General features: G+C 66.5%; 28 protein-coding genes. 11 read left to right on the top strand and 17 right to left on the bottom strand.

Annotated features, from left to right (window positions below):
* Positions 1-18: 18 nt before the first annotated feature.
* Entirely contained in the window at positions 19-777 is a 759-nt protein-coding gene (locus KUV49_RS01785) for an SDR family NAD(P)-dependent oxidoreductase (protein WP_222451346.1), read from the bottom strand.
* 174 nt (positions 778-951) lie between these two features.
* On the opposite strand from KUV49_RS01785, the gene KUV49_RS01780 reads away from it, so the two are divergent.
* Positions 952-1,821 carry an AraC family transcriptional regulator gene (locus KUV49_RS01780; protein WP_222451345.1) on the top strand — a complete coding sequence of 290 codons (870 nt, stop codon included), beginning with the start codon at positions 952-954 and terminating at the stop codon, positions 1,819-1,821.
* 9 nt (positions 1,822-1,830) lie between these two features.
* Here the strand turns inward: KUV49_RS01780 and KUV49_RS01775 are convergent, their stop codons facing one another.
* The 4 genes from KUV49_RS01775 to KUV49_RS01760 all read right to left on the bottom strand — a co-directional run bounded on the left by KUV49_RS01775 (position 1,831) and on the right by KUV49_RS01760 (position 4,666).
* Entirely contained in the window at positions 1,831-2,745 is a 915-nt protein-coding gene (locus KUV49_RS01775) for a DMT family transporter (RefSeq protein ID WP_222451344.1), read from the bottom strand.
* A 125-nt stretch (positions 2,746-2,870) separates the two neighbouring features.
* Complete coding sequence (gene recR, locus KUV49_RS01770) at positions 2,871-3,464, bottom strand: recombination mediator RecR (protein WP_222451343.1); 594 nt, start codon at positions 3,462-3,464, stop codon at positions 2,871-2,873.
* A gap of 16 nt (positions 3,465-3,480) precedes the next feature.
* The gene (locus tag KUV49_RS01765; protein WP_057792999.1) at positions 3,481-3,825 is read right to left on the bottom strand and encodes a YbaB/EbfC family nucleoid-associated protein; all 345 of its coding nucleotides are present in this window, start codon (positions 3,823-3,825) and stop codon (positions 3,481-3,483) included.
* A gap of 109 nt (positions 3,826-3,934) precedes the next feature.
* Entirely contained in the window at positions 3,935-4,666 is a 732-nt protein-coding gene (locus KUV49_RS01760) for a winged helix-turn-helix transcriptional regulator (protein ID WP_222451342.1), read from the bottom strand.
* Positions 4,667-4,790: 124 nt separating this feature from the next.
* Here KUV49_RS01760 and KUV49_RS01755 point away from each other — a divergent pair, with 124 nt between their 5' ends.
* The gene (locus KUV49_RS01755) at positions 4,791-5,597 is read left to right on the top strand and encodes a class I SAM-dependent methyltransferase (protein WP_222451341.1); all 807 of its coding nucleotides are present in this window, start codon (positions 4,791-4,793) and stop codon (positions 5,595-5,597) included.
* Between the two features lie 648 nt (positions 5,598-6,245).
* Here the strand turns inward: KUV49_RS01755 and KUV49_RS01750 are convergent.
* From KUV49_RS01750 to acnA, 3 genes are all read right to left on the bottom strand, one after another.
* The gene (locus KUV49_RS01750) at positions 6,246-7,022 is read right to left on the bottom strand and encodes an aminoglycoside adenylyltransferase family protein (RefSeq protein WP_222451340.1); all 777 of its coding nucleotides are present in this window, start codon (positions 7,020-7,022) and stop codon (positions 6,246-6,248) included.
* Between the two features lie 72 nt (positions 7,023-7,094).
* Positions 7,095-7,448: a VOC family protein gene (locus tag KUV49_RS01745; RefSeq protein WP_222451339.1), complete on the bottom strand. Its 354-nt coding sequence runs from the start codon at positions 7,446-7,448 to the stop codon at positions 7,095-7,097.
* A 166-nt stretch (positions 7,449-7,614) separates the two neighbouring features.
* On the bottom strand, positions 7,615-10,404 hold the full coding sequence (gene acnA / locus KUV49_RS01740) for an aconitate hydratase AcnA (RefSeq protein ID WP_222451338.1): 2,790 nt from the start codon (positions 10,402-10,404) through the stop codon (positions 7,615-7,617).
* A gap of 221 nt (positions 10,405-10,625) precedes the next feature.
* Between acnA and KUV49_RS01735 the strand changes: the two genes are divergently transcribed.
* Positions 10,626-11,339, top strand: a complete 714-nt coding sequence (locus KUV49_RS01735) for a DUF1223 domain-containing protein (RefSeq protein ID WP_222451337.1) — start codon at positions 10,626-10,628, stop codon at positions 11,337-11,339.
* Positions 11,340-11,773: 434 nt separating this feature from the next.
* Here the strand turns inward: KUV49_RS01735 and KUV49_RS01730 are convergent, their stop codons facing one another.
* Positions 11,774-12,475 (bottom strand): HAD family hydrolase, encoded by a 702-nt coding sequence (locus tag KUV49_RS01730; RefSeq protein ID WP_222451336.1) that lies wholly within the window; start codon positions 12,473-12,475, stop codon positions 11,774-11,776.
* Between the two features lie 92 nt (positions 12,476-12,567).
* Between KUV49_RS01730 and clpS the strand changes: the two genes are divergently transcribed.
* Genes clpS through hemF form a run of 4 tightly spaced genes read left to right on the top strand, consistent with a single transcriptional unit; the run spans position 12,568 to position 15,693 of the window.
* Positions 12,568-12,906, top strand: a complete 339-nt coding sequence (gene clpS, locus KUV49_RS01725; RefSeq protein WP_103763109.1) for an ATP-dependent Clp protease adapter ClpS — start codon at positions 12,568-12,570, stop codon at positions 12,904-12,906.
* Between the two features lies 1 nt (position 12,907).
* The gene (locus tag KUV49_RS01720) at positions 12,908-13,909 is read left to right on the top strand and encodes a class I SAM-dependent methyltransferase (RefSeq protein ID WP_222451335.1); all 1,002 of its coding nucleotides are present in this window, start codon (positions 12,908-12,910) and stop codon (positions 13,907-13,909) included.
* Between the two features lie 46 nt (positions 13,910-13,955).
* On the top strand, positions 13,956-14,756 hold the full coding sequence (locus KUV49_RS01715; RefSeq protein WP_152491059.1) for an SDR family NAD(P)-dependent oxidoreductase: 801 nt from the start codon (positions 13,956-13,958) through the stop codon (positions 14,754-14,756).
* 49 nt (positions 14,757-14,805) lie between these two features.
* The gene (hemF, locus tag KUV49_RS01710) at positions 14,806-15,693 is read left to right on the top strand and encodes an oxygen-dependent coproporphyrinogen oxidase (protein WP_222451334.1); all 888 of its coding nucleotides are present in this window, start codon (positions 14,806-14,808) and stop codon (positions 15,691-15,693) included.
* Between the two features lie 154 nt (positions 15,694-15,847).
* Here the strand turns inward: hemF and KUV49_RS01705 are convergent, their stop codons facing one another.
* The 6 genes from KUV49_RS01705 to KUV49_RS01680 all read right to left on the bottom strand — a co-directional run bounded on the left by KUV49_RS01705 (position 15,848) and on the right by KUV49_RS01680 (position 18,859).
* Positions 15,848-16,780: a lysophospholipid acyltransferase family protein gene (locus tag KUV49_RS01705; RefSeq protein WP_222451333.1), complete on the bottom strand. Its 933-nt coding sequence runs from the start codon at positions 16,778-16,780 to the stop codon at positions 15,848-15,850.
* A gap of 31 nt (positions 16,781-16,811) precedes the next feature.
* A complete protein-coding gene (gene nthA, locus KUV49_RS01700; protein WP_222451332.1) occupies positions 16,812-17,456 on the bottom strand; it encodes a nitrile hydratase subunit alpha in 645 nt (214 codons plus the stop codon).
* A 5-nt stretch (positions 17,457-17,461) separates the two neighbouring features.
* Complete coding sequence (locus KUV49_RS21690; RefSeq protein ID WP_410001405.1) at positions 17,462-17,698, bottom strand: SH3-like domain-containing protein; 237 nt, start codon at positions 17,696-17,698, stop codon at positions 17,462-17,464.
* A gap of 32 nt (positions 17,699-17,730) precedes the next feature.
* Positions 17,731-18,033, bottom strand: a complete 303-nt coding sequence (locus KUV49_RS21685; RefSeq protein WP_222452046.1) for an SH3-like domain-containing protein — start codon at positions 18,031-18,033, stop codon at positions 17,731-17,733.
* A 120-nt stretch (positions 18,034-18,153) separates the two neighbouring features.
* Positions 18,154-18,378, bottom strand: coding sequence for a hypothetical protein (locus tag KUV49_RS01685; protein WP_222451330.1), 225 nt, complete (start codon positions 18,376-18,378; stop codon positions 18,154-18,156).
* A 67-nt stretch (positions 18,379-18,445) separates the two neighbouring features.
* A complete protein-coding gene (locus KUV49_RS01680; protein WP_222451329.1) occupies positions 18,446-18,859 on the bottom strand; it encodes a hypothetical protein in 414 nt (137 codons plus the stop codon).
* A 71-nt stretch (positions 18,860-18,930) separates the two neighbouring features.
* Here KUV49_RS01680 and KUV49_RS01675 point away from each other — a divergent pair, with 71 nt between their 5' ends.
* A complete protein-coding gene (locus tag KUV49_RS01675; protein ID WP_222451328.1) occupies positions 18,931-19,305 on the top strand; it encodes a hypothetical protein in 375 nt (124 codons plus the stop codon).
* A 19-nt stretch (positions 19,306-19,324) separates the two neighbouring features.
* Here KUV49_RS01675 and KUV49_RS01670 read toward each other — a convergent pair whose 3' ends face one another.
* Entirely contained in the window at positions 19,325-21,091 is a 1,767-nt protein-coding gene (locus KUV49_RS01670) for a DNA polymerase III subunit gamma/tau (protein WP_222451327.1), read from the bottom strand.
* Between the two features lie 76 nt (positions 21,092-21,167).
* Positions 21,168-21,560 carry a YidH family protein gene (locus KUV49_RS01665; RefSeq protein WP_222451326.1) on the bottom strand — a complete coding sequence of 131 codons (393 nt, stop codon included), beginning with the start codon at positions 21,558-21,560 and terminating at the stop codon, positions 21,168-21,170.
* Between the two features lie 99 nt (positions 21,561-21,659).
* Here KUV49_RS01665 and KUV49_RS01660 point away from each other — a divergent pair, with 99 nt between their 5' ends.
* From KUV49_RS01660 to KUV49_RS01650, 3 genes are all read left to right on the top strand, one after another.
* Complete coding sequence (locus KUV49_RS01660; RefSeq protein WP_222451325.1) at positions 21,660-22,481, top strand: neutral zinc metallopeptidase; 822 nt, start codon at positions 21,660-21,662, stop codon at positions 22,479-22,481.
* 13 nt (positions 22,482-22,494) lie between these two features.
* Positions 22,495-22,977: a protein-tyrosine phosphatase family protein gene (locus KUV49_RS01655; protein ID WP_222451324.1), complete on the top strand. Its 483-nt coding sequence runs from the start codon at positions 22,495-22,497 to the stop codon at positions 22,975-22,977.
* Between the two features lie 314 nt (positions 22,978-23,291).
* The gene (locus KUV49_RS01650) at positions 23,292-23,918 is read left to right on the top strand and encodes a TetR/AcrR family transcriptional regulator (protein ID WP_222451323.1); all 627 of its coding nucleotides are present in this window, start codon (positions 23,292-23,294) and stop codon (positions 23,916-23,918) included.
* Positions 23,919-23,978 lie beyond the last annotated feature (60 nt).

Raw genomic sequence — 23,978 nt, 5'->3', positions numbered from 1 at the left:
GGTGGGTCCGCTGCGCTGTCAGATCTTCATGCCGCCGGAAACCTCGATCCGCTGCGCGGTGACCCAGTGCGTCTCGCCCGCCAGCAGGGCGGCGACGGCGCCGCCGATATCGTCGGGCAGGCCGGCGCGGCCCAAGGCGGTGTTGTCCGCGATCATCCGGTTGATCTCGGGGTTGTCGCGCACGGCGCCGCCGCCGAAATCGGTCTCGACCGCGCCGGGGGCGATGGTGTTGACCGAGATGCGCCGCTCGCCGAGTTCCTGCGCGAGATAGCGGGTCATGACCTCGACCGCGCCTTTCATCGCGGCATAGGCCGAGTAGCCGGGCAGGGCGAAGCGGGCGAGGCCGGAGGAGATCATGACGATCTTGCCGCCATCCTCGACCATCGGCAGCAGGGCTTGCGTCAGCAGGTAGGGACCTTTGACGTGCATGGCGAATAGCGCGTCGAGTTGCTCGGGCGTGGTGTCGGCAAAGAGCGACCAGACGCCGGTGCCGGCATTGTTGACCAGGTGGTCTATCGTGTCGCGGTTGAAGGTGTCGCGCAGCGTGGTGCGCAGGCGGTCGGGCAGGGCGGCGACCTGGGCGGTGTCGGCGACGTCGAGTTGCAGGGCCGCGGCGGTGCCGCCTGCCGCCTCGATCTCGGCCAGGGTGGCGTCGGCGGCGGATTTGTTGCCCAGGTAGGTGAAGACCACGCCGATGCCGGCCTCGGCCAGTTTCAGCGCCATGCTGCGCCCGAGGCCGCGGCTGCCGCCGGTGATGAATGCGATTCTGTCGGTCATTGTGACACTCCTTGTCCGTGTTGGTTTGGATGGCAGGGATATGCACCGGGCCTCGCCCCCGTGCCTGCCGGATTGTCCGGAAGACTTGCCTGATCCTCCGGAAGCGATGGGAGGGGCGGTGGCGCGGGACGCGAAACATGCCATAAAACTCCGGATCGGAGCGTGGAGGCGCAGATGACGATGGACAGGAAGATCGCCGCGGCGGAGCGGGTCTGCGCGGCGGCGGGCGTGGCCGATGGCACGGTCGATACCGGCGTGGCGCGGCTGGCCATCGCACGGCGTCCGGCGCTGTCGCCGCTGGAGGCGATGATCTATGAGCCGTTGGTGTGTTTCGTCCTGCAGGGCGCAAAGGACACCGGCACCCAGGGCGGCGGTGTGCGCGCCTCTGCCGGGCGGATGCTGGTGGTGAGCCATGACGTGCCCATCGTGTCGCGGATCGTGGAGGCGACGCCGCACCGGCCCTATATCGCGCTGATCCTGCCGCTGGACCTGTCGATCCTGCGGGAACTGGTGCCGGAGGTGGACGGGGACCAGGCCGGTGGCACGGGACGTGCGATGACACTGCACGAGGCGGATGACCCGCTATGCGATGCGTTCGCGCGTTTGCTGGACCTGGTCGAGCGGCCGGGCGAGGCCGGTGTGCTGGGGCCGCTGGTGCAGCGGGAAATCCACTACCGGCTGCTGGTGTCCCCGCAGGGGGCGACGTTGCGGGCATTGCTGGCGGACGGGCCCGCCGGACGGATCTCGGACGTGATCGCGCATTTGCGGGCGCATGTGGCCGAGCCGGTGCGGACCGAGGCGCTGGCGCGTCTGGCGGGGATGAGCCGGTCGACCTTTCACGCACGGTTCAAGGCGGTGACGGCGACGACGCCGCTGCAATACCAGAAGGAGATGCGGCTGTTGCAGGCGCGCGAGCACCTGCGGCTGGGCGGGCAGAGCGTCTCGTCGGTGGCGTTCGCCGTGGGTTACGAGAGCCCGACGCAGTTCAGCCGGGAATACACGCGCAAGTTCGGCGCGCCGCCGCGCGAAGACCTGCGGGCGTGAGGCCCCGGATCAGGTCCGGGGCGGGGCGGGCTTGGGTGCGGGACGCGAGATGGCCAGCAGGCCCGCGCCGACGATCAGCGCGATGCCGAGCGACGAGAGCGCGTCGGGGCGTTCGGTGAAGATGAGCCAGCCCCAGAGCGCCGAGAACCCGACATAGGTGAAATCGAGCGTGCCGATCACGGCGGGCGGGCCGTTCTGGTAGGCATAGGCGGCGCCGATGCTGCCGATCAGGATGGCAGTGGCGAGGACCGCGATGGTGCGCCAGTCGGCGGCGTCGAGCGCTGTCCACGCAGCGGTGAAGGGCGCGGGCGTGCCCGTCGGGGCCGGCAGCAGGCCGAAGGCGAAGCCGCCCGCCAGGATGAAGGCGACGTTCAGCACGGCCGAGAGCATCAGCGGATGCTCGCCCCGGCATCGCGTTCCGGTCATCAGCATGGCGACGGCATAGAGCATGGCCGCCAGCAGGGGCAGGAGCGCGTAGGCCAACAGGCCCGAGGCTGTGGGCTTGAGGATCAGGAGCACGCCGGCAAAGCCGATGGCGACGGCGAGCCAGTGGCGCGGGGCGACGGGGCTGCGGGTGGCCAGGGCGCCGAAGAGCGTGATGAAGAGCGGCGAGGTGTAATAGCCCGCCGCCGCGACCGACAGGGGCACATGCGGCAGGGCGGCATAATAGGCGACCCACATGGCGACGAGGACCAGGCTGCGCAGGCCGGTCCAGCCGGGGTGGCGCAGGGCGAAGGCCGACCGCGCGAAAAGCGCCATGAGGGCCAGCAGTACGGGCAGTACGAGGGCCGAGCGCAGGATGAACATCTGCCAGAGCGAGATCGCGCCCGACGAGAGCTTGATGAGCGCGTCGCCGAGCGCGAGGGCCGCCACGGCGAGGGTGATGACGAGGATGGCGCGGGTGGTGTTGTTCGGCGATGTCATGGTGTGGGGGGGCGTGGGTTTTCACCCATCGGAGTGGCGGGTTGTCACCTACCAAAGTGGTGGGTTGTCACCTACCAAAGTGGTGGGTTGTCACCCACCCTACGGGATGTTGGGGACAGGTCGGGTCAGAGCGCCTTGCGGGCGTTGAGGGCGGCGGTGATGGTGCCGTCGTCGAGATAGTCGAGCTCGCCGCCGATGGGGACGCCTTGCGCCAGCGAGGTGAGGGTGACGCGGTCCTCGAGCTGGTCGGCGATGTAATGCGCCGTGGTCTGGCCGTCGACGGTGGCGGCCAGCGCCAGGATGACCTCGGTGATGTTATCCGTCTCGATGCGGTCCACGAGCCGCGGGATGCGAAGCTGTTCGGGGCCGACCTGGTCGAGCGCCGAGAGCGTGCCGCCGAGCACGTGGTAGCGGCCCTTGAAGACGCCCGCGCGTTCCATCGCCCATAGGTCGGCCACGTCCTCCACCACGCAGATCATGCCATTGGCGCGTTTTTCAGACAGGCAGATATCGCAGGTTTCGGTGGTGCCGACATTGCCGCAGACGATGCATTCGCGGGCCGTGACGGCGACCTGGCCCATGAGGTCCGCAAGCGGCGAGAGCAGAAGTTCGCGCTTGCGGATCATGTGCAGCACCGCCCGGCGGGCCGAGCGCGGGCCGAGGCCCGGCAGCTTGGCCATCATCTCGATCAGGGCGTCGATGTCGCGGGTGGAGTTCATGAGCGCGGGGGGCGCCTCAGAACGGCAGCTTCATGCCTTCGGGCAGGCCCATGCCCTCGGTCAGCTTGCCCATCTCTTCCTGCGCCTTTTCCGAGGCCTTGGCCTGCGCGTCCTTGATGGCGGCGAGGATCAGGTCCTCGACCACTTCCTTGTCGTCGGAGTTGAAAATGGACGGGTCGATGTCGAGGCTCTTGAGCTCGCCCTTGGCGGAGCAGACGGCCTTGACCAGGCCCGCGCCGGATTCGCCGGTGACGGTGATGTTGTGCATCTCTTCCTGAAGCTCGGCCATCTTGGTCTGCATTTCCTGCGCGGCCTTCATCATTTTGCTCATGTCGCCGAGCTGGCCTAGTCCTTTGAACATCTGTCTCTCCCGGGGTTTGAGGGGTGTTGGGTCATAGATACGGGCCGTGGGGGGTGTCGGCAAGGGGAGGGTTGGCCGCAGCGTGCAGACCGGCGCGAGGTGCCGGGGTTCAGGACGGTCCGGCGCCGGCGGGAGAGGCCGGCCCGCCGGTCAGTCCGCCGGTCGCGGGCGGTGTCCGGGCCATGGTATCGAAATTGAACCACCGCGGCAGGCGGCGCAGGAGGTTCGGCGGACCGTCAGCGACCAGCTGTCCATTGTCGATGGCCGCACCGAGGGCGATGTCGCCGCGATAGACCTGGATCAGGGTTTCGAGCGTGGCGCCGAGATAGAGATCGGTATCTCCGCCCGGGTCCGACACGCAGAGCTCGAGATCGCCCGCGTCGCAGACGAACCAGTAATAGCGCTTGTGCCGGGGCTGATCGCAGACGTCGAGCCGCAGGACGCGGCGCCGCGGGCCGAAGGCGCCGGCATCGACGGAATACTCCAGCCCCCAGATCAGAAGGCCGAGGTCGCGTTCGCCCTCTGCCAGTGCGCGTCGGGTCCAGCGCTGGCCCCAGACCCCGAGCGCGCCGACCAGCGGCAGGAATTCTGCCCCGGCCTCGGTCAGGTGGTAGGTCCAGATCTTGCCGGTGCCGCTGCGGCGGCGCTGGACGAGGCCCTCGGCCTCGAGCTGGCGCAGGCGGCGGGTCAGCAGGGTGGCGGACATGTGCGGCACGCCGCGATGGATGTCATTGAACCGTTCGGCGCCCGCGCCGAGGTTGCGGATGACCAGCGCGGTCCAGCGTTCGCAGAAGATTTCCGCGGCCTTGGCGATGGGACAGAACTGGCCGTACCCCTTCATTCTGGCCCTCCCGGTCGGGGACAGGATAGCGCAGGCGCCCGGACTTGAACACTACAGATCGTGGAGTAGCGGGTGGGCCGGTGGGATGGCATCCTGTCGACACGGCAATGGACAGGAGGTTGCGATGGACTCCCGGACCCTGAGCCCCGAGGCACGGATGTGGGGGCAGACCGGCACAGCCTATGACGGCATTTCCTTTGGGCTGTCCGATACGATCGGGCATACGGTGCAGGCGCTTTGGCCCCGGCCCGGCGAGCGCGTTCTGGATATCGGGACAGGCACCGGGTGGGCTGCGCGGCTGGCGGCGTTGCGGGGGGCGCGCGTCACCGGGGTGGATATCGCGCCCGGCATGCTGAGCGCGGCCGAGGCGCTGTCGGCCGGGTGCGAGCCGCAGCCGGTCTTTCGGGAGGCGGCGGCCGAGGCGCTGCCGTTCGAGAACGCGAGCTTTGACGGGGTGATGTCGACCTACGGTGTCATCTTCGCGGCCGATCCGGGGGCGGCGGTGGCCGAGATGGCGCGGGTGCTGCGACCGGGCGGCCGGCTGGCGCTGGCGACGTGGGCGGATGATCCGGACGGGTACATCGCGCGCTTCTTCGCGCTGGTCGGAGCCTGGTCGGACGCGCCGCCGCCGGCGTCCTCGCCCTTCGACTGGGGAAGACCGGACTGGTTGCGCGACGCGCTGGCCGGGCTGTTCGAATTCGAGAGCCGGGAGCAGGTGACAACCCTTTATGCGCCCGACACGGCGACGGTCTGGCACGAATATGTCAGCGGTTTCGGCCCCGTGGCGGCGACACATGGCGCCCTGCCCGAGGAGCGGCGCGCGGCGTTCCGGGACGCGTTCGAGGCGTTTCATGCGCCCTATGAAACAGGAACGGGTCTGGTGATTCCGAGGCTGGCCCGCGTGGTGCGCGGCCGCCGGACCGGAGGGTGAGCGCCGGAGTTCGCGAGGCGTCGATTTCTTGAAAAGAAATCGGGTCGGAGTCTTTTCAAGACTCCGGGCGCGTCGAATCGGAGGGCTTGGACGGTAAATGAAATGGGTGGGGATAGCCCCCAGCCCCTAGGGTAAATGTGGATGCTCTCTCGGCACCGCCCTCGCAGGGCGGTGTTCCTTTTTTTGTGTCAGATGATGCTACCGACGAGCACGTTCGATCTCGCCCGAAGAATTCTTCGAGCCGAATGACCGCAACGCGGGACTTTGCTGCCGTTCACAACGGAGGCGAGCGTCAGCCCCTGGGGTGGCGTTCCGACGGAAATTCTGAAGCACTTTATGCCTGCCAAACACATCCTCGGAAGGATCGTTGCGCCCAGCCTCAGCCAAATCGCCAGCCCAAGGGAGGGGCTGACGATGGCCGGGCCGCTGCGCGGCTGTTAACCGGCTGGGTGCTCGAACCCAATGTCTCACAAGGGCTCATTGCCGCCATTCAACGTTCACGGGAAACCCCGGACACGCATTTGGGTCCGAGGTTTCTTGATCAACATTTTTCTGAGGGGCTGGGGGAGTGTCCCAGCCCCTTGCCTTTCGTGGTGCAAATGAGCGCAAGGGGCTCGGAGCGCTATGTCCGCTTCGGGTCCATCCTCGCTACATTGAATTGGTGATGGTCTCGCTCATGCGCCCCGCCAACTCTCGGACTGTATCGCCCTGGCGGCTCCAATCGTCCGTGACCTCGCCGAGATAGGCGCGTCGCGCATGATCGAGCGCCCTGGCATCTGAGCCGGACAAACGCGGAACCGCCCATTCGGCGGCCGCATCCTTGGTGACGAACGCCCCAGTGCTGGCCGTGTGCCACATCCGCGCCAGCGTCAGCAGGACATTCCGCTCGTCCCCGTGCAATCCCTCCACCAAGCCCGGAAGTGAATCGCGCATGGCCTGTTCGACATGCTCTGTCGAAACGTCCGTCAGCAGTTCGCTGCTCGGCGGTCCGAACAACGGAACGGCCTTTTGGTGGGCCTGTGCGATAACCAGGGAATACTCGGGGTCACGTTCAGGCCTCGGCATTTCACCGGCCTCGAAGGCCTCCCGCAGCCACTCTCCGTAGACGAACTCCGCTCGCGCCGGGTAGTCATTGCGGTTGAGGTCGGCTTGGCAAAACACCATCACCTCAAGGCAGCGGGCGCCTCCCGGCACGGCAGGATGGCGTCCGGAAAGGTGCAGCAAGTCCAGCAGCAGGCCGGTGCGCTGGCTCTCGGTCAGCTCTGACCGAACCACTGCCAGCAGATCAATGTCGCTCTGCGGCTGAAGACCGCCGGACGCGGCCGATCCATGCAGGTACACACCAAGCAGCGCCTTGCCGAGACGACGGTGCAAGATCAGCAAAGCCGGTTGAATCTGTTCTGCGTGATGGGCGGTTTCCTGCATGAGGGTCTTCTACCGTGCATGACCCGCTATCGGAAGGCCGCCATGTCCGGTTCGCGCCCGGTCCGCCGCCGGTCAAGCCGGATGTGACAGGATGTTCAGGAGCTTTCCGGTGGGGTCGAAAAGGTAGAAGCGCCGGACCCCCCAAGGTTCATCTGTGAGCTCGTATTCGATTGCATGACCGAGGGTCCTGGCGCGTTGATAGACGGCATCGACATCCTCAACTTCGATCGAGAGATCGGGTACCGCAGTGCCCGACCCACCTTCCGTCGCTATGCTGAGCTGCGTTCGGGCCGTTTCGTCGGACGCCAGGGTCACGATCCACCCATGATTCATCACGACATTCAACCCGAAGAGGTCGGCGTAGAACCTCTGGACGTCTTCGACCTCGGATGCCGCGATATTTGAAACGATGCGTTTGACGGTCATTTTCAGCACTCCGGATTCGAAGCCAGCTTAGCACCGGAGGGGCTGGCATGTCCGCCTGGTCCCGCCGAGCGGATATCGGGCCGGCCCGAAACGCGACCATGAGGTGCACCGCGAAATGCAAAGGGCGGGGAAATCCCCGCCCTTCGTGTCTGTTATCCGAAAAGCCTCACTCGGCGGCCATCGGCTCCTGCGCGAGGTTGCGCAGGACGTAGTGCAGCACGCCGCCGTGTTCGACATATTCGATCTCGATCGCCGTATCGATGCGGCACTTGAGGGTGATCTCCTTCGTCGTGCCGTCTTTATAGGTGATCGTGCAGGGCACTTCGGCCTGCGGCTTGATGTCGTCCAGACCGTGGATCGAGACCTCTTCCTCGCCGGTCAGCTCCAGCGTCTTGCGGGTGTCGCCGCCGGTGAACTCGAACGGGATCACGCCCATGCCGACGAGGTTCGAGCGGTGGATACGCTCGAAATTCTCGGCGATGACGGCCTTGACGCCCAGAAGGGCGGTGCCCTTGGCGGCCCAGTCGCGCGAGGAGCCGGCGCCGTATTGCTCGCCGCCGAAGATCACCAGCGGGGTGCCCTGGTCCTGATAGGCCATGGCGGCGTCGTAGATCGAGGTCTGTTCGCCGTCGGGGCCCTTGGTGTAGCCGCCTTCGACACCGTCCAGCATCTCGTTCTTGATGCGGATGTTGGCGAAGGTGCCGCGCATCATGACCTCGTGGTTGCCGCGGCGCGAGCCGTAGGAGTTGAACTCGCGCACCGGAACCTGGCGTTCGCGCAGGTATTCCCCGGCGGGGGTGGTTTCCTTGAACGAGCCCGCGGGCGAGATGTGGTCGGTCGTGACCATGTCGCCCAGCAGCGCCAGGACGCGGGCGCCCTCGATGTTGGAAATCGTGCCGGGGTTCTTGCTCATGCCCTGGAAGTAGGGCGGGTTCTGGACGTAGGTCGATTGCGGCGGCCAGTCGTAGGTTTCGGCGTCGGAGGTTTCGACCTCCTGCCATTTCTCGTCGCCCTTGAAGACGTCGGCGTATTTCGACTGGAACGCCTCGCGGGTGACGGTCTTTTCGACCAGCTCGGCGATTTCGCTTTGCGAGGGCCAGATGTCCTTGAGGTAGACGTCGTTGCCGTCCTTGTCCTGGCCCAGCGGATCCTTGGCGATGTCGACATTCATGTCGCCGACCAGCGCGTAGGCCACGACCAGCGGCGGCGAGGCGAGGTAGTTGGCGCGCACATCCGGAGAGATGCGGCCCTCGAAGTTGCGGTTGCCCGAGAGCACCGAGACGCCGATCAGGTCGCAATCGTTGATCGCCTTGGAGATCGGTTCGTCCAGCGGGCCGGAGTTGCCGATGCAGGTGGTGCAGCCGTAGCCCACGAGGTTGAAGCCGATGGCGTCGAGATCGTCCTGAAGCTCGGCCGCCTCGAGGTAGTGCGACACCACCTGGCTGCCGGGCGCGAGCGACGTCTTGACCCAGGGCTTGCGGGTCAGGCCCAGCTCGTGCGCCTTGCGGGCGACGAGGCCGGCGCCGATCATCACGTAGGGGTTCGAGGTATTGGTGCAGGATGTGATCGAGGCGATCACCACCGAGCCGTCATGCAGCTGGTGCTTGTTGCCGTCCTCGTCGGTGTACCAGCCCTTGCGGTGGTGGCCTTCGTTTCCGGGAATGTCGCGCGGCTCGGGGGCGCCGCCTTCGGCCTCCCAGCGGGCCTCTGTGTCGGGGCCGGCGTCCTTGCCCTCGCGGATGCCCTTGACGTATTCGTGGAAGGCCGTCGCGGCCTTGTCGAGCGCGATGTAGTCCTGCGGGCGCTTGGGGCCGGAGATGGCGGGCACGATGGTGCCCATGTCGAGATGCAGCGTGTCGGTATAGACCGGGTTGTAATCCGACCCGCGCCAGAAACCGTTTTCCTTGGCATATGCCTCGACCAGCGCGATGCGGTCCTTGTCGCGGCCCGTCTGACGCAGGTAGCGCAGGGTTTCGTCGTCGATCGGGAAAAAGCCGCAGGTGGCGCCGTATTCGGGAGCCATGTTGGCGATGGTGGCGCGGTCGGCCAGCGGCAGGGTGTCGAGCCCGTCGCCGTAGAATTCGACGAACTTGCCGACGACGCCTTTCTCGCGCAGCATTTCCACGACCTTGAGCACGAGGTCGGTGCCGGTGGTGCCTTCGACCATCTTGCCGCTGAGTTCAAAGCCGACGACCTCGGGGATGAGCATCGAGATGGGCTGGCCCAGCATGGCGGCCTCGGCCTCGATACCGCCGACACCCCAGCCGAGGACGGCCGCGCCGTTGACCATGGTGGTGTGGCTGTCGGTGCCCACCAGCGTGTCGGGATAGGCCACGGTTTCGCCGTTCTGATCCTCGTCGGTCCAGACGGTCTGGGCGAGGTATTCGAGGTTGACCTGGTGGCAGATGCCGGTGCCCGGCGGCACCACGCGGAAGTTGTTGAACGCCCCCTGGCCCCATTTCAGGAACTGGTAGCGTTCCATGTTCCGCTCGTATTCACGGTCGACGTTCATCTGGAAGGCGCGGGGGTTGCCGAATTCGTCGATCATCACGCTGTGGTCGATCACCAGGTCGACGGGGTTGAGCGGATTGATCTTTTGCGCGTCGCCGCCCAGTTCCTTGATGCCGTCGCGCATCGCGGCGAGGTCGACCACGGCCGGGACGCCGGTGAAGTCCTGCATCAGCACGCGGGCGGGGCGATAGGCCAGTTCCTTGGTGCCCTTTCCGCCATCCCTGGCCCAGTCGGAAAACGCCTTGATGTCGTCGGTGGTGACGGTCTTGCCGTCTTCGAAACGCAGCATGTTTTCCAGCACCACCTTGAGCGCGGCGGGCAGTTTGGAGAAATCGCCCAGGCCCGCCTCTTCGGCGGCGGCGATGGAATAGTAGGCGACGGAGGTGTCGCCGACCTTCAGGGTCTTGCGGGTGTTGGAGGAGTCGTGGCCGACGGTAATGGGCATTGTTGGATATCCTTTCACGTATGAAGGCAGGACTGTCTGGCTTGCTTCTGACCGAATCCGCGGAGTCGTTCAAGAGGGGGTCGGCAGGTTTTGTATACTATTGCACACAATTGATGAATGTTACAGTTTTCACGCGACTCTCTCGAAACCTTGATTGGCAGTTTCATGCCGGGATGAATACTCAGAAGCGGTGTCACGAACAATGAAGTAGAGCGCCAGACATGAATTTCAGCAGAGTGTTCACGGGGGTCGCGGCCCTTGTGCTGTTTTTCGCGGCACCGGCGATGGCGCAGGAAACGGGCCGCCCGGTGGTGGTGGAACTGTTCACGAGCCAGGGCTGTTCGTCCTGTCCCGAGGCGGACAAGTTCTTTCACAAGGTGGCGGGCCACGAGGGCGTGATCGCGCTGTCGATGCACGTGGATTACTGGGATTACATCGGCTGGAAGGACAGCTTTGCCAGCCCGGCGAACACCAAGCGGCAGAGGGCCTATGCCAAGATGGCGGAGCGCAACGTGATCTACACGCCGCAGATGGTGATCAACGGGGCCGACGACGTGGTGGGCAACCGGCCCATGGACGTGGTGGACGTGATCGACCGGCACCGGCGGCTGCCGCAGACGGTGGCGCTGGACCTCACGCGGCAAGGCGACAGCGTGCTGGTGGAGGCGGAAAGCCTGAAGGCGCTGGACGGGCCGCTGACGGTACAGCTGGTGCGGTTCCGGCCCGAGAGCACGGTGCATATCAAGCGCGGCGAGAACGCGGGCCGGACGATCAGCTATGCCAACGTGGTGACCGAGATGCGGGTGCTGGGCGTATGGGACGGGGCCGCCCCGTTGCGCGTCAGCGCCGAGGCCGGGGGCGACGCGCCGGTGGCGGTGTTGTTGCAGAACAAGGGCGGCGCGGGGTTGATCGAGGCGGCGGCGGTCCTGGAGTAGGGGTGCGGTGGGTTGGAAACCCACCCTACGGGGGTGGCGCGTGGGTTTTCACCCACCCTACGATTTGACCAAGCAGGGCAGAGGCCTTGGGCGAGATTCGAGACGCCTGCCGAATGGGGGCGCGCGATTGGCAGACCGGGGGCGGCGGTTCTGGGGCAGGGGTGCGCGTTGGGGTTTGGTGGGTTGGAAACCCACCCTACGGGTGCGGCGCGTGGGTTTTCACCCACCCTACGTTTTGACCGATCAGGGCAGAGGGCCTGGGCGAGATTCGCGGCGTTTGCGGAATGGGCGCGCGCGATCGGCAGAGCGCGGGATGGCGGTTCTGGGGCAGGAGTGCGCGTTGGGGTTTGGTGGGTTGGAAACCCACCCTACGGGAGTGGCGCGTGGGTTTCACCCACCCTACGCATTCGGCTGGGCCGCGCTTTCGCACGGTTTCATCCGATCGCGTCGACCAGCGCGGGTAATTCGCCCAGATCCTTCACCTTGCGAAATCGCGTGACGTCCTTGGGGGCGTCGTCCACCTCGTAGCCCCAGGTGAGGTCGTGGGGGACGTGCACGCCCCAGCCGCCGGCGGCGATCACCGGGTTCACGTCCGAGCGCAGGGAATTGCCGGCCATCAGCGCATGGGCCGCGCCGGTGCCGTGGCGGTCGAAGATGCGGGTGTAGATTTCGGGCGTCTTGTCAGACACGATCTCGACCGCGTCGAAGAGGTCGCCCAGCCCTGACTGGGCCAGCTTGCGCTCTTGGTCCAGAAGGTCGCCCTTGGTCACCAGAAGCACGCGGTGGGTGTCGGCCACGGCCTCGACCGCCTCCCGCGCATGCGGCAGAAGCTCTATGGGATGTTCCAGCATCTCGCGGCCCGCGGCGATGAGCTCGGAAATGACCGAGGCCGGCACGCGGCCGTCGGTGACGTCGATGGCGGTTTCGATCATCGACAGGGTGAAGCCCTTGATGCCGAAGCCATAGTGCCCGAGATTGCGTTTCTCGGCGGCCAGAAGATGCTCGGCCAGGTGGTGCCCTTCGACGTAATCGCGCAGGAGATCGGCGAATCTGTCCTCGGTCAGCTTGAAGAACCGTTCGTTGTGCCAGAGCGTGTCGTCGGCATCGAAGGCGATTGTCGTGAGATTTTGCGTCATTGCGGCCCTTGCCCCCGACGCGCCCCCTTTTCAGACGCTTCATGGAAGTTATATAAACCGCTCACGAAACGCCATACGCAGCACGGGGATTGATGCAGCACCAGGTGATCATGTCGGGCAAGGACGATGACGGCGACGGCGATGCCGCCGTGGTGGTCGATACCAAGCCCAAGACCAAGCGGCCGCCGCTTTACAAGGTGTTGCTGCTGAACGACGACTACACCCCGATGGAATTCGTCGTGGCGGTTCTGGAGCGGTTCTTCGGCATGAATCACGCGCAGGCGTTCGAAATCATGCTGACCGTGCACAAGAAGGGCGTCGCGGTCGTGGGCGTGTTCAGCCACGAGATTGCGGAGACCAAGGTGGGGCAGGTGATGGATTTCGCCCGGCGCCACCAGCATCCGCTGCAATGCACCATGGAAAAGGAATAGGGTGAGCACGGCATCCCGCCTGTCGCTGGCCGTGGAGGATGGCACGATCGCGTGGCCCGAGGGCGCGCGGGTGGCCGTGTTCGCGCCGCGCACGGGGGCGGACCTGTCGGCGCTGCCGAAGGACCGCACGCAGATCATCACCCGGTTCCGGCCCGACTGGGAGGCGTTCCAGGCCGCCGGATGGGACTGTGTGCTGGCGCCCGAGGGGCGCTACGGGGCGGCGCTGGTCTTTGCCACGCGGGCCAAGGCGCAGTGCCAGGGGCTGATCGCCGAGGCCGCGGGCGTCAGCGACGGGATCGTCGTGGTGGACGGCGCCAAGACGGACGGGATCGAATCGATCCTGAAAGCCTGCCGCAAGCGGTCCGATGTGTCCGCGCCGCTGTCGAAGGCGCATGGCAAGCTTTTCAGCATCGGCGCGGGCGCTGATTTCTCCGACTGGGCGCTGGCGGACAGCACGACGGTGGAGGATGACGGAAAGACGTTCGTCACCGCGCCGGGTGTTTTCTCGGCCGACGGGGTGGACCCGGCCTCGCGCCTGCTGGTCGACACATTGCCCGAGAAGCTGGGCGCGCAGGTGGTCGACCTGGGCGCGGGCTGGGGGTACCTGGCGCATCACGTGCTGAGGCGCGACGCCGTGCAGGCGCTGCACCTGGTGGAGGCCGATCGCGTCGCGCTGGACTGCGCGCGCGAGAACGTCAACGACGCGCGGGCCGCGTTTCACTGGGCCGACGCGCGGGACTGGACCGCGCCGGGGCCGGTGGACGCGGTGGTGATGAACCCGCCCTTTCATATCGGGCGGGCCAGTGACCCGGAGCTGGGACGCGCCTTCATCCGGGCGGCGGCCCGCATGCTGAGCCCGCGCGGGCAGCTTTACATGGTGGCCAACCGGCACCTGCCTTACGAGGGCGATCTTGCGGCGGCCTTCGGCGAGGTGCGCGAGATCGGCGGCGACAACCGCTTCAAGATCGTGCAGGCGGCACGACCGTCTCGCACCCGGGGCTGAGTTGCGCTAGAACGGTCCGGGCGGGCCATCAGGGAGAGATCGAGCCATGTCCTTTTCGATACAGGGAAAGACGGTCATCGTGACCGGCGCGGCCAGTGGCGTGGGCCTCGCCATCGGGCGGCATTTCGTCGACAAGGGGGCGAACGTGATGTTCGCGGACCTCAACGAAAAGCAGCTCAAGCACGAGCTGGGCGAGAACGAGGATGGCGCCAGCAAGCGATGGTTCGCGGGCGACCTGCGGGAAAAGCTGACGCTGGCGAACCTCCTGTCGGCGACGATCGACGCCTACGAGGATGTGGATGTCCTGGTCAACGCGTGGCGGCAATTGCTGCCGTCGGATCCGCTGAACCCCGACGACGACGCGGTGGAGCAGCTTCTGAACCAGAACCTGATGACGGCGCTGCGGTTGAGCCAGCTTGTGGCCAAGCGGATGATCAAGCAGGCGGAAGGGCGCGACGAGGGGCCGGTGGGCTCGATCGTGAACCTGTCGTCGATCGCCGGGCGGCGGACGCATCCCGACCTCTTGGGCTATTCCATCGCCTCGGCGGCGGTGGACCAGATGACGCGCAGCCTGGCGGTGGCGCTGGCGCCGCACCGGATCCGGGTGAACGCGGTGGCGTTCGGGTCGGTCATGAGCGCGTCGCTGCAGGACACGCTGCGCGACAACAAGACCTACCGCGAGGATATCGAGGCGCATACGCCCCTGGGACGGATCGCGGCGCCGAACGAGATGGCCGAGGCCGTGCAGTACCTGGCCTGCGACGGATCGAGCTTCATGACCGGGCAGATCATGACGGTGGATGGCGGCCGGTCGCTGCTTGACCCGGTGTCGGCGCCCGCGCACTAAGGAAGCCCGCTCGTCCGCCCTTGCGGGCGGCCCGCGCGAAGGAAGTAGCATGACGGACATGACAGAACAGAAATCCCGCGCCGCGACGTGGTTTCACCAGCTGCGCGACGAGATCGTCGCCGCCTTCGAGGGGCTGGAGGACAGCCACGAGAGCGGTCCGATGTCGGACGCGGCGCCGGGGCGGTTCGAGGTAAAGCCCACCAGGCGCACCAGCGAGGACGGATCGGACGCGGGTGGCGGGCTGATGAGCGTGATGCGCGGGGGCCGTGTGTTCGAGAAGGTGGGCGTGAACGTGTCGGAAGTCTTCGGCCAGCTGGGAGAGCAGGCGCAGAAGGCGATGGCGGCGCGCGGCGTGCCGCGGATGGCGGACGATCCCAGCTTCTGGGCCAGCGGCATCAGCCTTGTGGCGCATATGCAGAACCCGCATGTTCCGGCGGTGCACATGAACACGCGGATGTTCTGGACGCCCCATGCGTGGTGGTTCGGTGGCGGGTCGGACCTGAACCCCTGCATCGAGTATGACGAGGACACCGCGCATTTCCACGACCAGCAGAAGATGCACCTGGATCCGCACGGGCAGGAGATCTACCCGGCGCTGAAGGCCTGGGCGGACGAGTATTTCTATATCCCGCACCGGCACAGGGCGCGGGGCGTGGGCGGCATTTTCATGGACGACCGCAATACCGGCGACTGGGAGGCGGATTTCGCCCTGACGCAGGATATCGGGCGGGCGTTCCTGAAGGCCTACCTGCCGCTGGTCGAGAAACGCCGCGCGCAGGACTGGAGCGAGGCCGACAAGGAGGCGCAGCTGGTGCATCGCGGGCTTTATGCCGAATACAACCTTGTCTACGACCGGGGCACCAAGTTCGGCCTGGCCACGGGGCATGATGCGGATGCGGTGCTGATGAGCCTGCCGCCGGTGGCGAAATGGACGTGAGACGATAAGAGTTTCAGGCCTCCGGCGGGGATATTTATGGCCAGAGGAAGAGCTGGAGTGCTCCGGGCTTTTCCTGCTGGAATTACTCCTGGGAGTTTGAGGGGCAGTGCCCCTCATCAAACCGAAAAGAGCGCGGCGCAGCCGCACCTTCGGATCAGGCTTTTTCTTCCAGTTCGCGCAGGTAGTCGGCGCCGCGGTCTGCCAGCGGGCCGGTGCCGTCTTTCCAGCGGCGGTGGATCCAGAACCACTGTTCCATGTTGTCGCGCACGGCCGCTTCCAGCCGGGCGTTGAATTCGCGGGTCATGGTGACGGGATCGGAATGGGCGATGGGCGTTTCGGTGTGGATGGTGAAGTGGAGGCCGTCGGGGTCGCGCAGACCCCAGACCGGGACGAGAAGGGCGTCGAATTTCAGTGCCATCTCGGCGGTGGCGAGCGATGTCAGCGCAGGCTTGCCGAAGAAATCGAGCGGCACGCCGTCATGGGCGTTGAGATCGTTGAGGATCGCCAGAACGCCGCCGGAGCGCAGGTGCTTGACCATCTGCATCATTCCCTTGCGGCCCTGTTCGAACATCGGCTCGGAGAGGTCGGCCATCGCCTGGACATAATGCGAATTGAACGGGCGGTTGGCCATGGGGCGATAGAACACGCCCATGTTGAAGCCCTGTTCCATCATCGCCATGCGCGCGGCGTTGAAGCTGCCGAAATGGCCGGTGACGAAGATGACCGGGCGGCCGGCGTCGCGGGCGGCGCGCACATCCGGCAGGCCGGGGCCGACGACCGGCGACTTGCGGGCGTTGTCGGGGAACTCGGGCGAGTAGAGCTCCATCATGTTGCGCCCGGCATTGTCGGGGACGCGGCGGGCGAGGCTCTCGACCTCTGCGCGCGACAGGTCGGGGCGGACGAGGGCGAGGTTTTCGCGGACGCGTTTGCGGTAGCCCGCAAGCGGCGCCAGCACGCGCGTCGTCAGCCAGGCGGCGAAGGGGATGCGCCAGCGGTAGGGCAGCAGGCGGGCCAGGCGGATGGGCGCGACGAGGGCCGCGCCGGTCAGGCGTTCGCCGAGGGGAATTTTTTCGGTCTCGCGGCTCATGGACAGGGGATACGCCGGGCGCGGGGTCGCCTCAAGTGTTTTCAGGTGCGAGGGGCAGGCCGGTGCCGATCATCGAGTCGCGGGTGACCAGCTTGGCCAGCGCGGCCTCGGTCATGCCCTCGGTGCCCGGGGGGCGGGCGGGCAGGACGATGTAGCGCATGTCGGCGGTGCTGTCGTGGACGCGGATGCGCGTGGTCTCGGGCAGGTCCACGCCGAACTCGCGCAGCACGGCGCGGGGTTCCTTGACGGCACGGGAGCGGTAGGCGCGTGTCTTGTACCAGTCGGGCGGCAGGCCCAGGAGGTTGCGCGGGTAGCATGAACACAGTGTGCAGACGATCATGTTGTGGGTGTCGGCGGTGTTCTCGACCGCCACCAGATGCAGGGGGCCGATGTCGAAGCCCATCTCGCGGGTGGCGTCGCCGGCGTTTTCCATCAGCCGTGCCTTGAAGTCCGGGTCGGTCCAGGCGCGGGCCACCACGGCGGCGCCGTTGGCCGGCGAGCGGGCATCCATCGTGTCGATCTGGGTGGCGATCTCGGCCGGGGTCAGGTGGCCCTTTTCGATCAGAAGCTCGCGCACGGCGATTTCCATGCGCTGGAAATAGGTCAGGGGCGCGTCGTTGTCCTGTCGGTAGGGGTGGCCCGACGGCGAGAGGTGATCGTGGTGGTCGTGGGGCATGTCCGTCAGGCCTCTTCCAGCCAGTGGTCGTAGATCTCGGCGTCGACGGTGTCGGCGGGGTTTTCCGCCGCGTCGCCCCAAAGCTCGGCCATGGTGAAGCGGACGCGGTAGAGGATCTTTTCCGGGGCGGGCAGGCCGTAGGCGAGCTGTTCGGGGTTCCTGAAGTTGCCGAGCACGCGCTCGACCTCTCCGGTCTTGCCGCGCAGGTAGGAGGGCGCGCGGACATGGCCCGGCGGGGTCATCGTCTTCACGCGGACCCTAGTGCCTGCGGGCGTCATTCCTGTGCCTCGCCATAGGTGGCGCCGCGGCGGGCGACCTCTTCCATGCGCTGGCCCAGTTCCTCGAGCGTGTAGACGCCCGCCTCGATGAGGTTCTGGTTGGTGGCGGCGATCCAGCGGTCGTAATAGGAATATTTCTCGAAGGCGTCCTCGCCCATGTCCTCGAGCGCGCGCCTGAGCCCGTCGACGGTGAAGAGGCCCTTGGCGCCGCAGAGGACCATGAGGGCGTCGACGCGTTTTTCCCACAGCGCGAAGTCGTGGCCTTCCATCGGGATGGGGCCGGCGGGCTGGCCGCCCATGTCGTGCCAGCGGTGTTCGGGTGTGTCTGTCATGTGTCGAAGGGTAGGACGGTGGGGCGGGCTGTGTCCATGGGGATTGCGAGCGCGCGTGGGTTTTCACCCACCCTACGCAGCCGGTGATCAGGAGATGAAGCCGTCGCCGTTGCACAGCCCGCAGCGGGTTGTCTTGCGTCCGAAGCAGCCATCGCAGCGGTCGTGGACGGGTTTGCCGAAGCGGTCCATCCGCCGGTGCGTGGTGCCCTGGCCGAAGCAGACCTGGCAGGGTGCCTGGCCCGAGCCGGCGCAGCGGTGGCACCGGCGCAACTGCGCGTAGTCGCGAGAGGGTCTGTTGAATCCGACTGACATATCATCACCTTTGCCCCGGCGCGGGAAGGTAGCAGCGGTTTTGGGCGATAATGAGGCGCAACCTGCGTCAGAGGTGGGGCGTGTCGTCCTTCGGTTTGCCGGTATAGAGCAGCAGGCCCACGCCGATGGCCATGACGATCGAGATGAAGAGCACTGGCGAGCCGATGCATCCCTCGGCCGCGGCGGCGGTGCGCTGGCCGCCGGTGGGGTCGAAGAGAGTGAAGGCCGAGACCAGCAGGCTCCACCCGACGAAAACGGCGAGCGCGCCCCAGGCGCTGCGGAAGCGCAGGACGAGGGCGGAGGCGAGAAGCAGCGCCAGGGAGGCGGGCGAGCCGAAGAGCAGGATCGCTTCCTCCCACGCGGGCACGGGCGCGCCGTCCCAGTCGGGGCGGACGCGCGCGCAGACCTCCTGCGCGCGGGCAGACACGGGCAGGGCGGCCAGCAGCGCGGCGCAGGTCGACAAGCATGTGTTGCGGCGCATAAGGCAAGACTTTCCTTGAGCGGGTCCGAAATGAGCGTATTACCGGGGACGGTCAATTGGAAGGACGGGCCATGGTGCGACACCTTCTGTGGGCTGGCGTGTTGGCGGTGCCGTGGCCCGCAGCGGCGGCGGTGACGGAATGCAGCCTGGCGCCGGCGGACGGGACCGGCCTGGTTTCGGGCGTCCTGCGCATCTACGCGCATGACGGTGCGGTCCATTCCGCCTTTCTTGAGACACGGACGGGGTACGGGGACGATCTGCCTTACGTGTTCATCTGCGACGATGCGTGCCGAATGGAGATGGCCGGGGACGACTACGTCTACGCGCTGGAGGTCGGCCCGTCGCTTTCGGGGCCGGAACGCGTGTCACTGGTCACACGGGCCCGGGCCGACGATTTTGCCGCCCTCGATCAGTTCGCGGTCGGGGCGTGCGTCCGACGGCCATGAGAGGCGGGGGCGGCAGGGGTCAGTCCTCTTCGAAGGGGTCCCATTCCTCGTCCACCTCGGGCAGCGCGTCGGCCTGGGCCTCTGCGGCGATGTCCTCGGGTGTGCGAATGTCGTCGATGCGGGCCTCGGGGAAGGCGGCGAAGACGGCTTGCACCAGCGGGTGTTCGCGGGCCTCGGCCTCGAGCGCGTTGCGGGCGGCGTCGCGGACCTCGGCGATGGTCTTGGCGCCGCCTTCGTTGACCACGGTGACGCCCCAGCGGTTCCCGGTCCAGGTTTGCAGGCGGGTGCCGAGGCGTTGGGCCAGGTCGGTGGGGGCGGCGTCCGTGGGGACGAATTCGATGCGGCCCGGCTGGTAGGCGGCGAGGCGCACGCAGGTCTCGACCTCGACCAGCAGTTTCACGTCGCGGTGGGCGCGGATGAGTTCGACCACGTGGTCGAAGGTGGGGTAATGCGCGAGGGCGGCCTCGGCCTGGGTGGCGAGCGCGGTGACGCCGCCGCCATGGCCGCCGCCGGACGTTTGCGTCGGGGCATATCCGCCGGACTGGCCTGACTGGGGCGCGGGCGCGCCGTGGGGTGCGCCGTTGCCGCCGGAGGGCGGCGTGGGCGCGGGGCCGGACGGCGGGTTGTCGCGCAGGCGGCGCACGAGATCCTCGGGCGTGGGGAGGTCGGCGACGTGGGTGAGGCGGATGATCGCCATCTCGGCGGCCATCATGGAGTTCGGCGCGGCGGCCACCTCTTCCAGCGCCTTCAGCAGCATCTGCCACATGCGGGTGAGCACGCGCATCGGCAGCGCCTCGGCCATCTGGCCGCCGCGGGTGCGTTCGTCGGGGCCGATGGTGGGGTCCTCGGCGGCCTCGGGCGTGATCTTGACCACGCTGACCCAGTGCGTGACCTCGGCCAGGTCGCGCAGCACCGCCATGGGGTCGGCGCCTTCGGCGTATTGCGAGGAGAGCTCGGTCAGGGCGCCGGCGGCGTCGCCCTTCATGACAAGGTCGAAGAGGTCCATGACGCGGCCCCGGTCGGCGAGGCCCAGCATGGCGCGGACCTGTTCGGCGGTGGTCTCTCCGGCGCCGTGGGAGATGGCCTGGTCCAGCAGGGAAGTGGCATCGCGCGCCGAGCCTTCGGCGGCGCGGGTGATGAGCGCCAGCGCATCCTCGGCGATCTGGGCGTTCTCGGCGGTGGCGATGCGGCGCAGGAGGTCGAGCATCACCTCGGGTTCGATCCGGCGCAGGTCGAAGCGCTGGCAGCGCGACAGGACCGTCACCGGCACCTTGCGGATCTCGGTGGTGGCGAAGATGAATTTCACATGCGCGGGGGGTTCCTCGAGCGTCTTCAGGAGCGCGTTGAACGCGCCCGTGGACAGCATGTGAACCTCGTCGATGATGTAGACCTTGTAGCGGGCCGAGGCGGCGCGGTAGTGCACGCTTTCGATGATTTCGCGGATGTTGCCGACGCCGGTATTCGAGGCCGCGTCCATTTCCAGCACGTCCACGTGCCGGCCTTCCATGATCGCCTTGCAATGCTCGCACTGGCCGCAGGGATCGGTGGTGGGGCCGCCGTTGCCATCCGGGCCGATGCAGTTCATGCCCTTGGCGATGATCCGGGCGGTGGTGGTCTTGCCTGTGCCGCGGATGCCGGTCATGATGAAGGCCTGCGCGATGCGGTCGGCGGCGAACGCGTTCTTGAGCGTGCGCACCATGGCGTCCTGGCCCACGAGATCGGCAAAGGTCTCGGGGCGGTATTTCCGGGCCAGCACCTGATAGCCGCTGTCTTGGGTCTCGCTCATGCAATGCCTTTTGGGATTCGGGTTTTCGGGCAGAGTAGAGGCGGGACGCGCCGGGGTCCAGCAAGGGCTGAGGGGGTCAGAGGCTCCAGAGGATGGCGCCGACGGCGAGGGTGGCCAGCGTCATCAAGCTGGCCAGCAGGGTGAAATTGCGCGTCGGCATGGGCGCGGCATCGTAGGTGTCCATGCTGCTGATGGTCTTGCGGGCCTGGTTGCGGGCGGACCAGAAGACGACGATGGCGATGCCGAGGAAGACCGAGGCGACGGCCTTGGCGGCCCATGTGGGTTCGAAATCGCCGAAGACGGCCTTGAGGCCGATGGCGACGCCCACGGCACCGAGGCCGGTGCCCATCCAGCTGTTGAAGGTGCGCTCGTTGGCCAGGATCGTGCGGTCCGAGGCCCAGTCGGTGCGGTTCTCGGCCCACCGGGTTTTCTTGTCCTGCTCGCCGTGGTCGGCATCGTCCTGGGGCATGTGCGGCTCCGTCGGGATTTTCCGTTTGAAATTCAGTATATCCGAAAGAACGAAAACCGGGCTATGTTGGTTGCGGTATATCGTCCTTGGGGGGACATCATGCGGTTGAAAGGCTTTCGGCGCAGCCGGAATATCGAGGATCGGCGGGGCATGGGCGGCGGCGGGCTGCGCCTTGGCGGTGTCGGGCTGCTGATCGTGCTGGCGATCGGCTATTTCACCGGGATCGACATCACGCCGCTTCTGGAAGGGGCGGGCGGTCAGCAGACGGCGCCGCGCGAGATCAGCGCCGAGGACGAGGCGGCGGCGGAGTTCACGTCGCGCGTGCTGGCCACCACCGAGGAAGTCTGGACAGGTGTGTTCGAGGCGCAGCTGGGCGAGACCTACGTGCCGCCGGTGCTGGTGCTGTATTCGGGCGTGACCCAAAGCCCCTGCGGCGGGGCGTCGGGGCCGTTCTACTGCCCGGCGGACCGCAAGGCATACCTGGATACCGAGTTCTTCGGCACGCTGTCGCGGGAGCTGGGGGCCAAGGGGGATTTTGCCGCCGCCTATGTCATTGCCCACGAGGTGGCGCATCACGTGCAGAACGAGCTGGGGATCCTGCCGCAGGTCAACCGCGCGCGGCAGCAGGCGAGCCCGGTCGAGGCCAATCGGCTGACCGTGCGGCTGGAATTGCAGGCCGATTGCCTGTCGGGGGTCTGGGCGCGGTCGGTCGAAGGGCTGCTGGAGCCCGGCGACATCGAGGAGGCGCTGAACGCGGCGCGGCGGATCGGCGACGACCACCTGCAGAAACGCGCGGGGCGGGTGCCGCAGCCGCATACCTTTACCCACGGCACGTCGGAGCAGCGGTCGCGCTGGTTCGCGACCGGCTATGAGAGCGGCGCCGTGCGGTCCTGTGACACCTTCGCGGCGGATCGCCTCTGAGGGGCGCGGGCGTATGTCGGATTTCGTCATCTACGCGTTGCCGGTGGCCGAGGGGATCCTCGGCATCGCGCCGATGCCGGGACGGGGCGGCCACTGGCAGGACGATCTGCAGCACCTCGCGGACTGGAAGCCGGCGCTGGTCGTGTCGATGACGACGGTGTCCGAGCAGGTCACGCACGGGCTGGCCGACATGGGCGCCGAGATCCAGGACAAGGGCACGCGGTGGATCCACCTGCCGGTGGAGGATATGGGCGTGCCGGCACAGGAACGGATCGAGGAGTGGCATACGGCCAGCAAGACCGCGCTGGCGGCGCTGCAAGGCGGCGGGCGCGTGCTGATCCACTGTTTCGGCGGGTGCGGGCGGTCGGGCATGGCGGCACTGCGCCTGATGGTCGAGGCGGGCGAGGAGGCCGAGGCCGCGTTGGCGCGGCTGCGCTCGGTGCGGCCCTGCGCGGTGGAGACCGAAGAGCAGCTGCAATGGGCGCGCGCGGGCTGAGACGCGGGCAAATTTTTCGTGAAAAAATTTGGGGCGGAAAATTACGAATTTTCCGGGTCAGAATTTTCGAAAAATTCTGGGGGCGGTGCACGGTTGGGGCGCGGGCTGGTCTGTGCGGGCTTTGCGGGGCTGCGGTGCATCGCCTCCGTGTGTCCTAAAACAATAGGTCAGACCGTGTATCAAGAAAGACGCGTGCTCGTTTCCCGAGCAGATGATGGAAAATGTCGTTTCAACTTTCGTTTTCGACCCCGGAAAACACCTTTCTGAAAAGAAATTCTTGACAGAATCGCCAACTTACAAACAGTCTGGTCGGTATGTCGAATCTCTTGAAGCAGACGCGTAGAACCCAGACCGAACGCAGCGATCGAACGCGCAGGCGCCTGCATGAGGCGACCGTGGATCTGTTGATGGAGGTTGGTTACTCCAACACGACCTCGCTTGGTATCGCCAAGCGTGCCGGCGTATCACGCGGCGCTCAGACGCATCACTATCCTGAAAAGATCGACCTGATCGTCGCCGCGACCGAGGACATGTTCGACGGCTTCGCGGAAGGCCTGGCGAAACTGGCCGCCGAACTGCGCTCTGGCAAGGTCAGCCTCGACGAGTTCCTGGATCTTGTCTGGAAACGCATGCTCGAGGGCGACTGGTTCTACGCTTCTCTCGAGATAATCGTGGCGGCCCGTGGGGACGAGGAACTGCAAAGGCGCCTGCAGCCTGCAATATTCTCGCTTCACAATCGGTTCGAATCCATTTGGCGTAGCACGTTTGCTCCGGCGACCGGATCGAGTTCGGATCCTGTGGTCATCATGAACATCGTCATGAACATGTGCCGCGGCATGGCGGTTCAGGCCGTTCTGCGTCCCGACAGAGAGTTCCTGAACGACATGCTGAAAGAAATGGCCGATCTTCTTCAAGAAAAGGTCGCGCCGATCGTAAAGTAACGGTTTCAAAATAAAAAACAGACTGGTTTGTTTGTAGCCAGCATCCTCGAAATCCAACAG

It is taken from the genome of Roseovarius atlanticus (assembly GCF_019802205.1).
GTDB lineage: Bacteria > Pseudomonadota > Alphaproteobacteria > Rhodobacterales > Rhodobacteraceae > Roseovarius > Roseovarius atlanticus_A.
The sequence above is the reverse complement of the archived record's forward strand: the minus strand, read 5'-3'. Positions and strand labels throughout refer to the sequence as shown.

What these genes read in the sequence shown, in the direction of transcription:
- KUV49_RS01705 (WP_222451333.1), bottom strand. Translation starts at nt 16,780, where the DNA reads ATGAGCCGCGAGACCGAAAAAATTCCCCTCGGCGAACGCCTGACCGGC.
- KUV49_RS01655 (WP_222451324.1), top strand. Translation starts at nt 22,495, where the DNA reads ATGTCGGATTTCGTCATCTACGCGTTGCCGGTGGCCGAGGGGATCCTC.
- KUV49_RS01775 (WP_222451344.1), bottom strand. Translation starts at nt 2,745, where the DNA reads ATGACATCGCCGAACAACACCACCCGCGCCATCCTCGTCATCACCCTC.
- KUV49_RS01650 (WP_222451323.1), top strand. Translation starts at nt 23,292, where the DNA reads ATGTCGAATCTCTTGAAGCAGACGCGTAGAACCCAGACCGAACGCAGC.
- nthA (WP_222451332.1), bottom strand. Translation starts at nt 17,456, where the DNA reads ATGCCCCACGACCACCACGATCACCTCTCGCCGTCGGGCCACCCCTAC.
- KUV49_RS01785 (WP_222451346.1), bottom strand. Translation starts at nt 777, where the DNA reads ATGACCGACAGAATCGCATTCATCACCGGCGGCAGCCGCGGCCTCGGG.
- KUV49_RS01670 (WP_222451327.1), bottom strand. Translation starts at nt 21,091, where the DNA reads ATGAGCGAGACCCAAGACAGCGGCTATCAGGTGCTGGCCCGGAAATAC.
- KUV49_RS01765 (WP_057792999.1), bottom strand. Translation starts at nt 3,825, where the DNA reads ATGTTCAAAGGACTAGGCCAGCTCGGCGACATGAGCAAAATGATGAAG.
- KUV49_RS01750 (WP_222451340.1), bottom strand. Translation starts at nt 7,022, where the DNA reads ATGCAGGAAACCGCCCATCACGCAGAACAGATTCAACCGGCTTTGCTG.
- KUV49_RS01760 (WP_222451342.1), bottom strand. Translation starts at nt 4,666, where the DNA reads ATGAAGGGGTACGGCCAGTTCTGTCCCATCGCCAAGGCCGCGGAAATC.
- clpS (WP_103763109.1), top strand. Translation starts at nt 12,568, where the DNA reads ATGCAGCACCAGGTGATCATGTCGGGCAAGGACGATGACGGCGACGGC.
- KUV49_RS01780 (WP_222451345.1), top strand. Translation starts at nt 952, where the DNA reads ATGACGATGGACAGGAAGATCGCCGCGGCGGAGCGGGTCTGCGCGGCG.
- KUV49_RS01730 (WP_222451336.1), bottom strand. Translation starts at nt 12,475, where the DNA reads ATGACGCAAAATCTCACGACAATCGCCTTCGATGCCGACGACACGCTC.
- KUV49_RS21685 (WP_222452046.1), bottom strand. Translation starts at nt 18,033, where the DNA reads ATGGGCGGCCAGCCCGCCGGCCCCATCCCGATGGAAGGCCACGACTTC.
- KUV49_RS01715 (WP_152491059.1), top strand. Translation starts at nt 13,956, where the DNA reads ATGTCCTTTTCGATACAGGGAAAGACGGTCATCGTGACCGGCGCGGCC.
- KUV49_RS01660 (WP_222451325.1), top strand. Translation starts at nt 21,660, where the DNA reads ATGCGGTTGAAAGGCTTTCGGCGCAGCCGGAATATCGAGGATCGGCGG.
- KUV49_RS21690 (WP_410001405.1), bottom strand. Translation starts at nt 17,698, where the DNA reads ATGACCCCGCCGGGCCATGTCCGCGCGCCCTCCTACCTGCGCGGCAAG.
- KUV49_RS01755 (WP_222451341.1), top strand. Translation starts at nt 4,791, where the DNA reads ATGGACTCCCGGACCCTGAGCCCCGAGGCACGGATGTGGGGGCAGACC.
- KUV49_RS01745 (WP_222451339.1), bottom strand. Translation starts at nt 7,448, where the DNA reads ATGACCGTCAAACGCATCGTTTCAAATATCGCGGCATCCGAGGTCGAA.
- KUV49_RS01685 (WP_222451330.1), bottom strand. Translation starts at nt 18,378, where the DNA reads ATGTCAGTCGGATTCAACAGACCCTCTCGCGACTACGCGCAGTTGCGC.
- hemF (WP_222451334.1), top strand. Translation starts at nt 14,806, where the DNA reads ATGACGGACATGACAGAACAGAAATCCCGCGCCGCGACGTGGTTTCAC.
- KUV49_RS01680 (WP_222451329.1), bottom strand. Translation starts at nt 18,859, where the DNA reads ATGCGCCGCAACACATGCTTGTCGACCTGCGCCGCGCTGCTGGCCGCC.
- KUV49_RS01665 (WP_222451326.1), bottom strand. Translation starts at nt 21,560, where the DNA reads ATGCCCCAGGACGATGCCGACCACGGCGAGCAGGACAAGAAAACCCGG.
- acnA (WP_222451338.1), bottom strand. Translation starts at nt 10,404, where the DNA reads ATGCCCATTACCGTCGGCCACGACTCCTCCAACACCCGCAAGACCCTG.
- KUV49_RS01675 (WP_222451328.1), top strand. Translation starts at nt 18,931, where the DNA reads ATGGTGCGACACCTTCTGTGGGCTGGCGTGTTGGCGGTGCCGTGGCCC.
- KUV49_RS01735 (WP_222451337.1), top strand. Translation starts at nt 10,626, where the DNA reads ATGAATTTCAGCAGAGTGTTCACGGGGGTCGCGGCCCTTGTGCTGTTT.
- recR (WP_222451343.1), bottom strand. Translation starts at nt 3,464, where the DNA reads ATGAACTCCACCCGCGACATCGACGCCCTGATCGAGATGATGGCCAAG.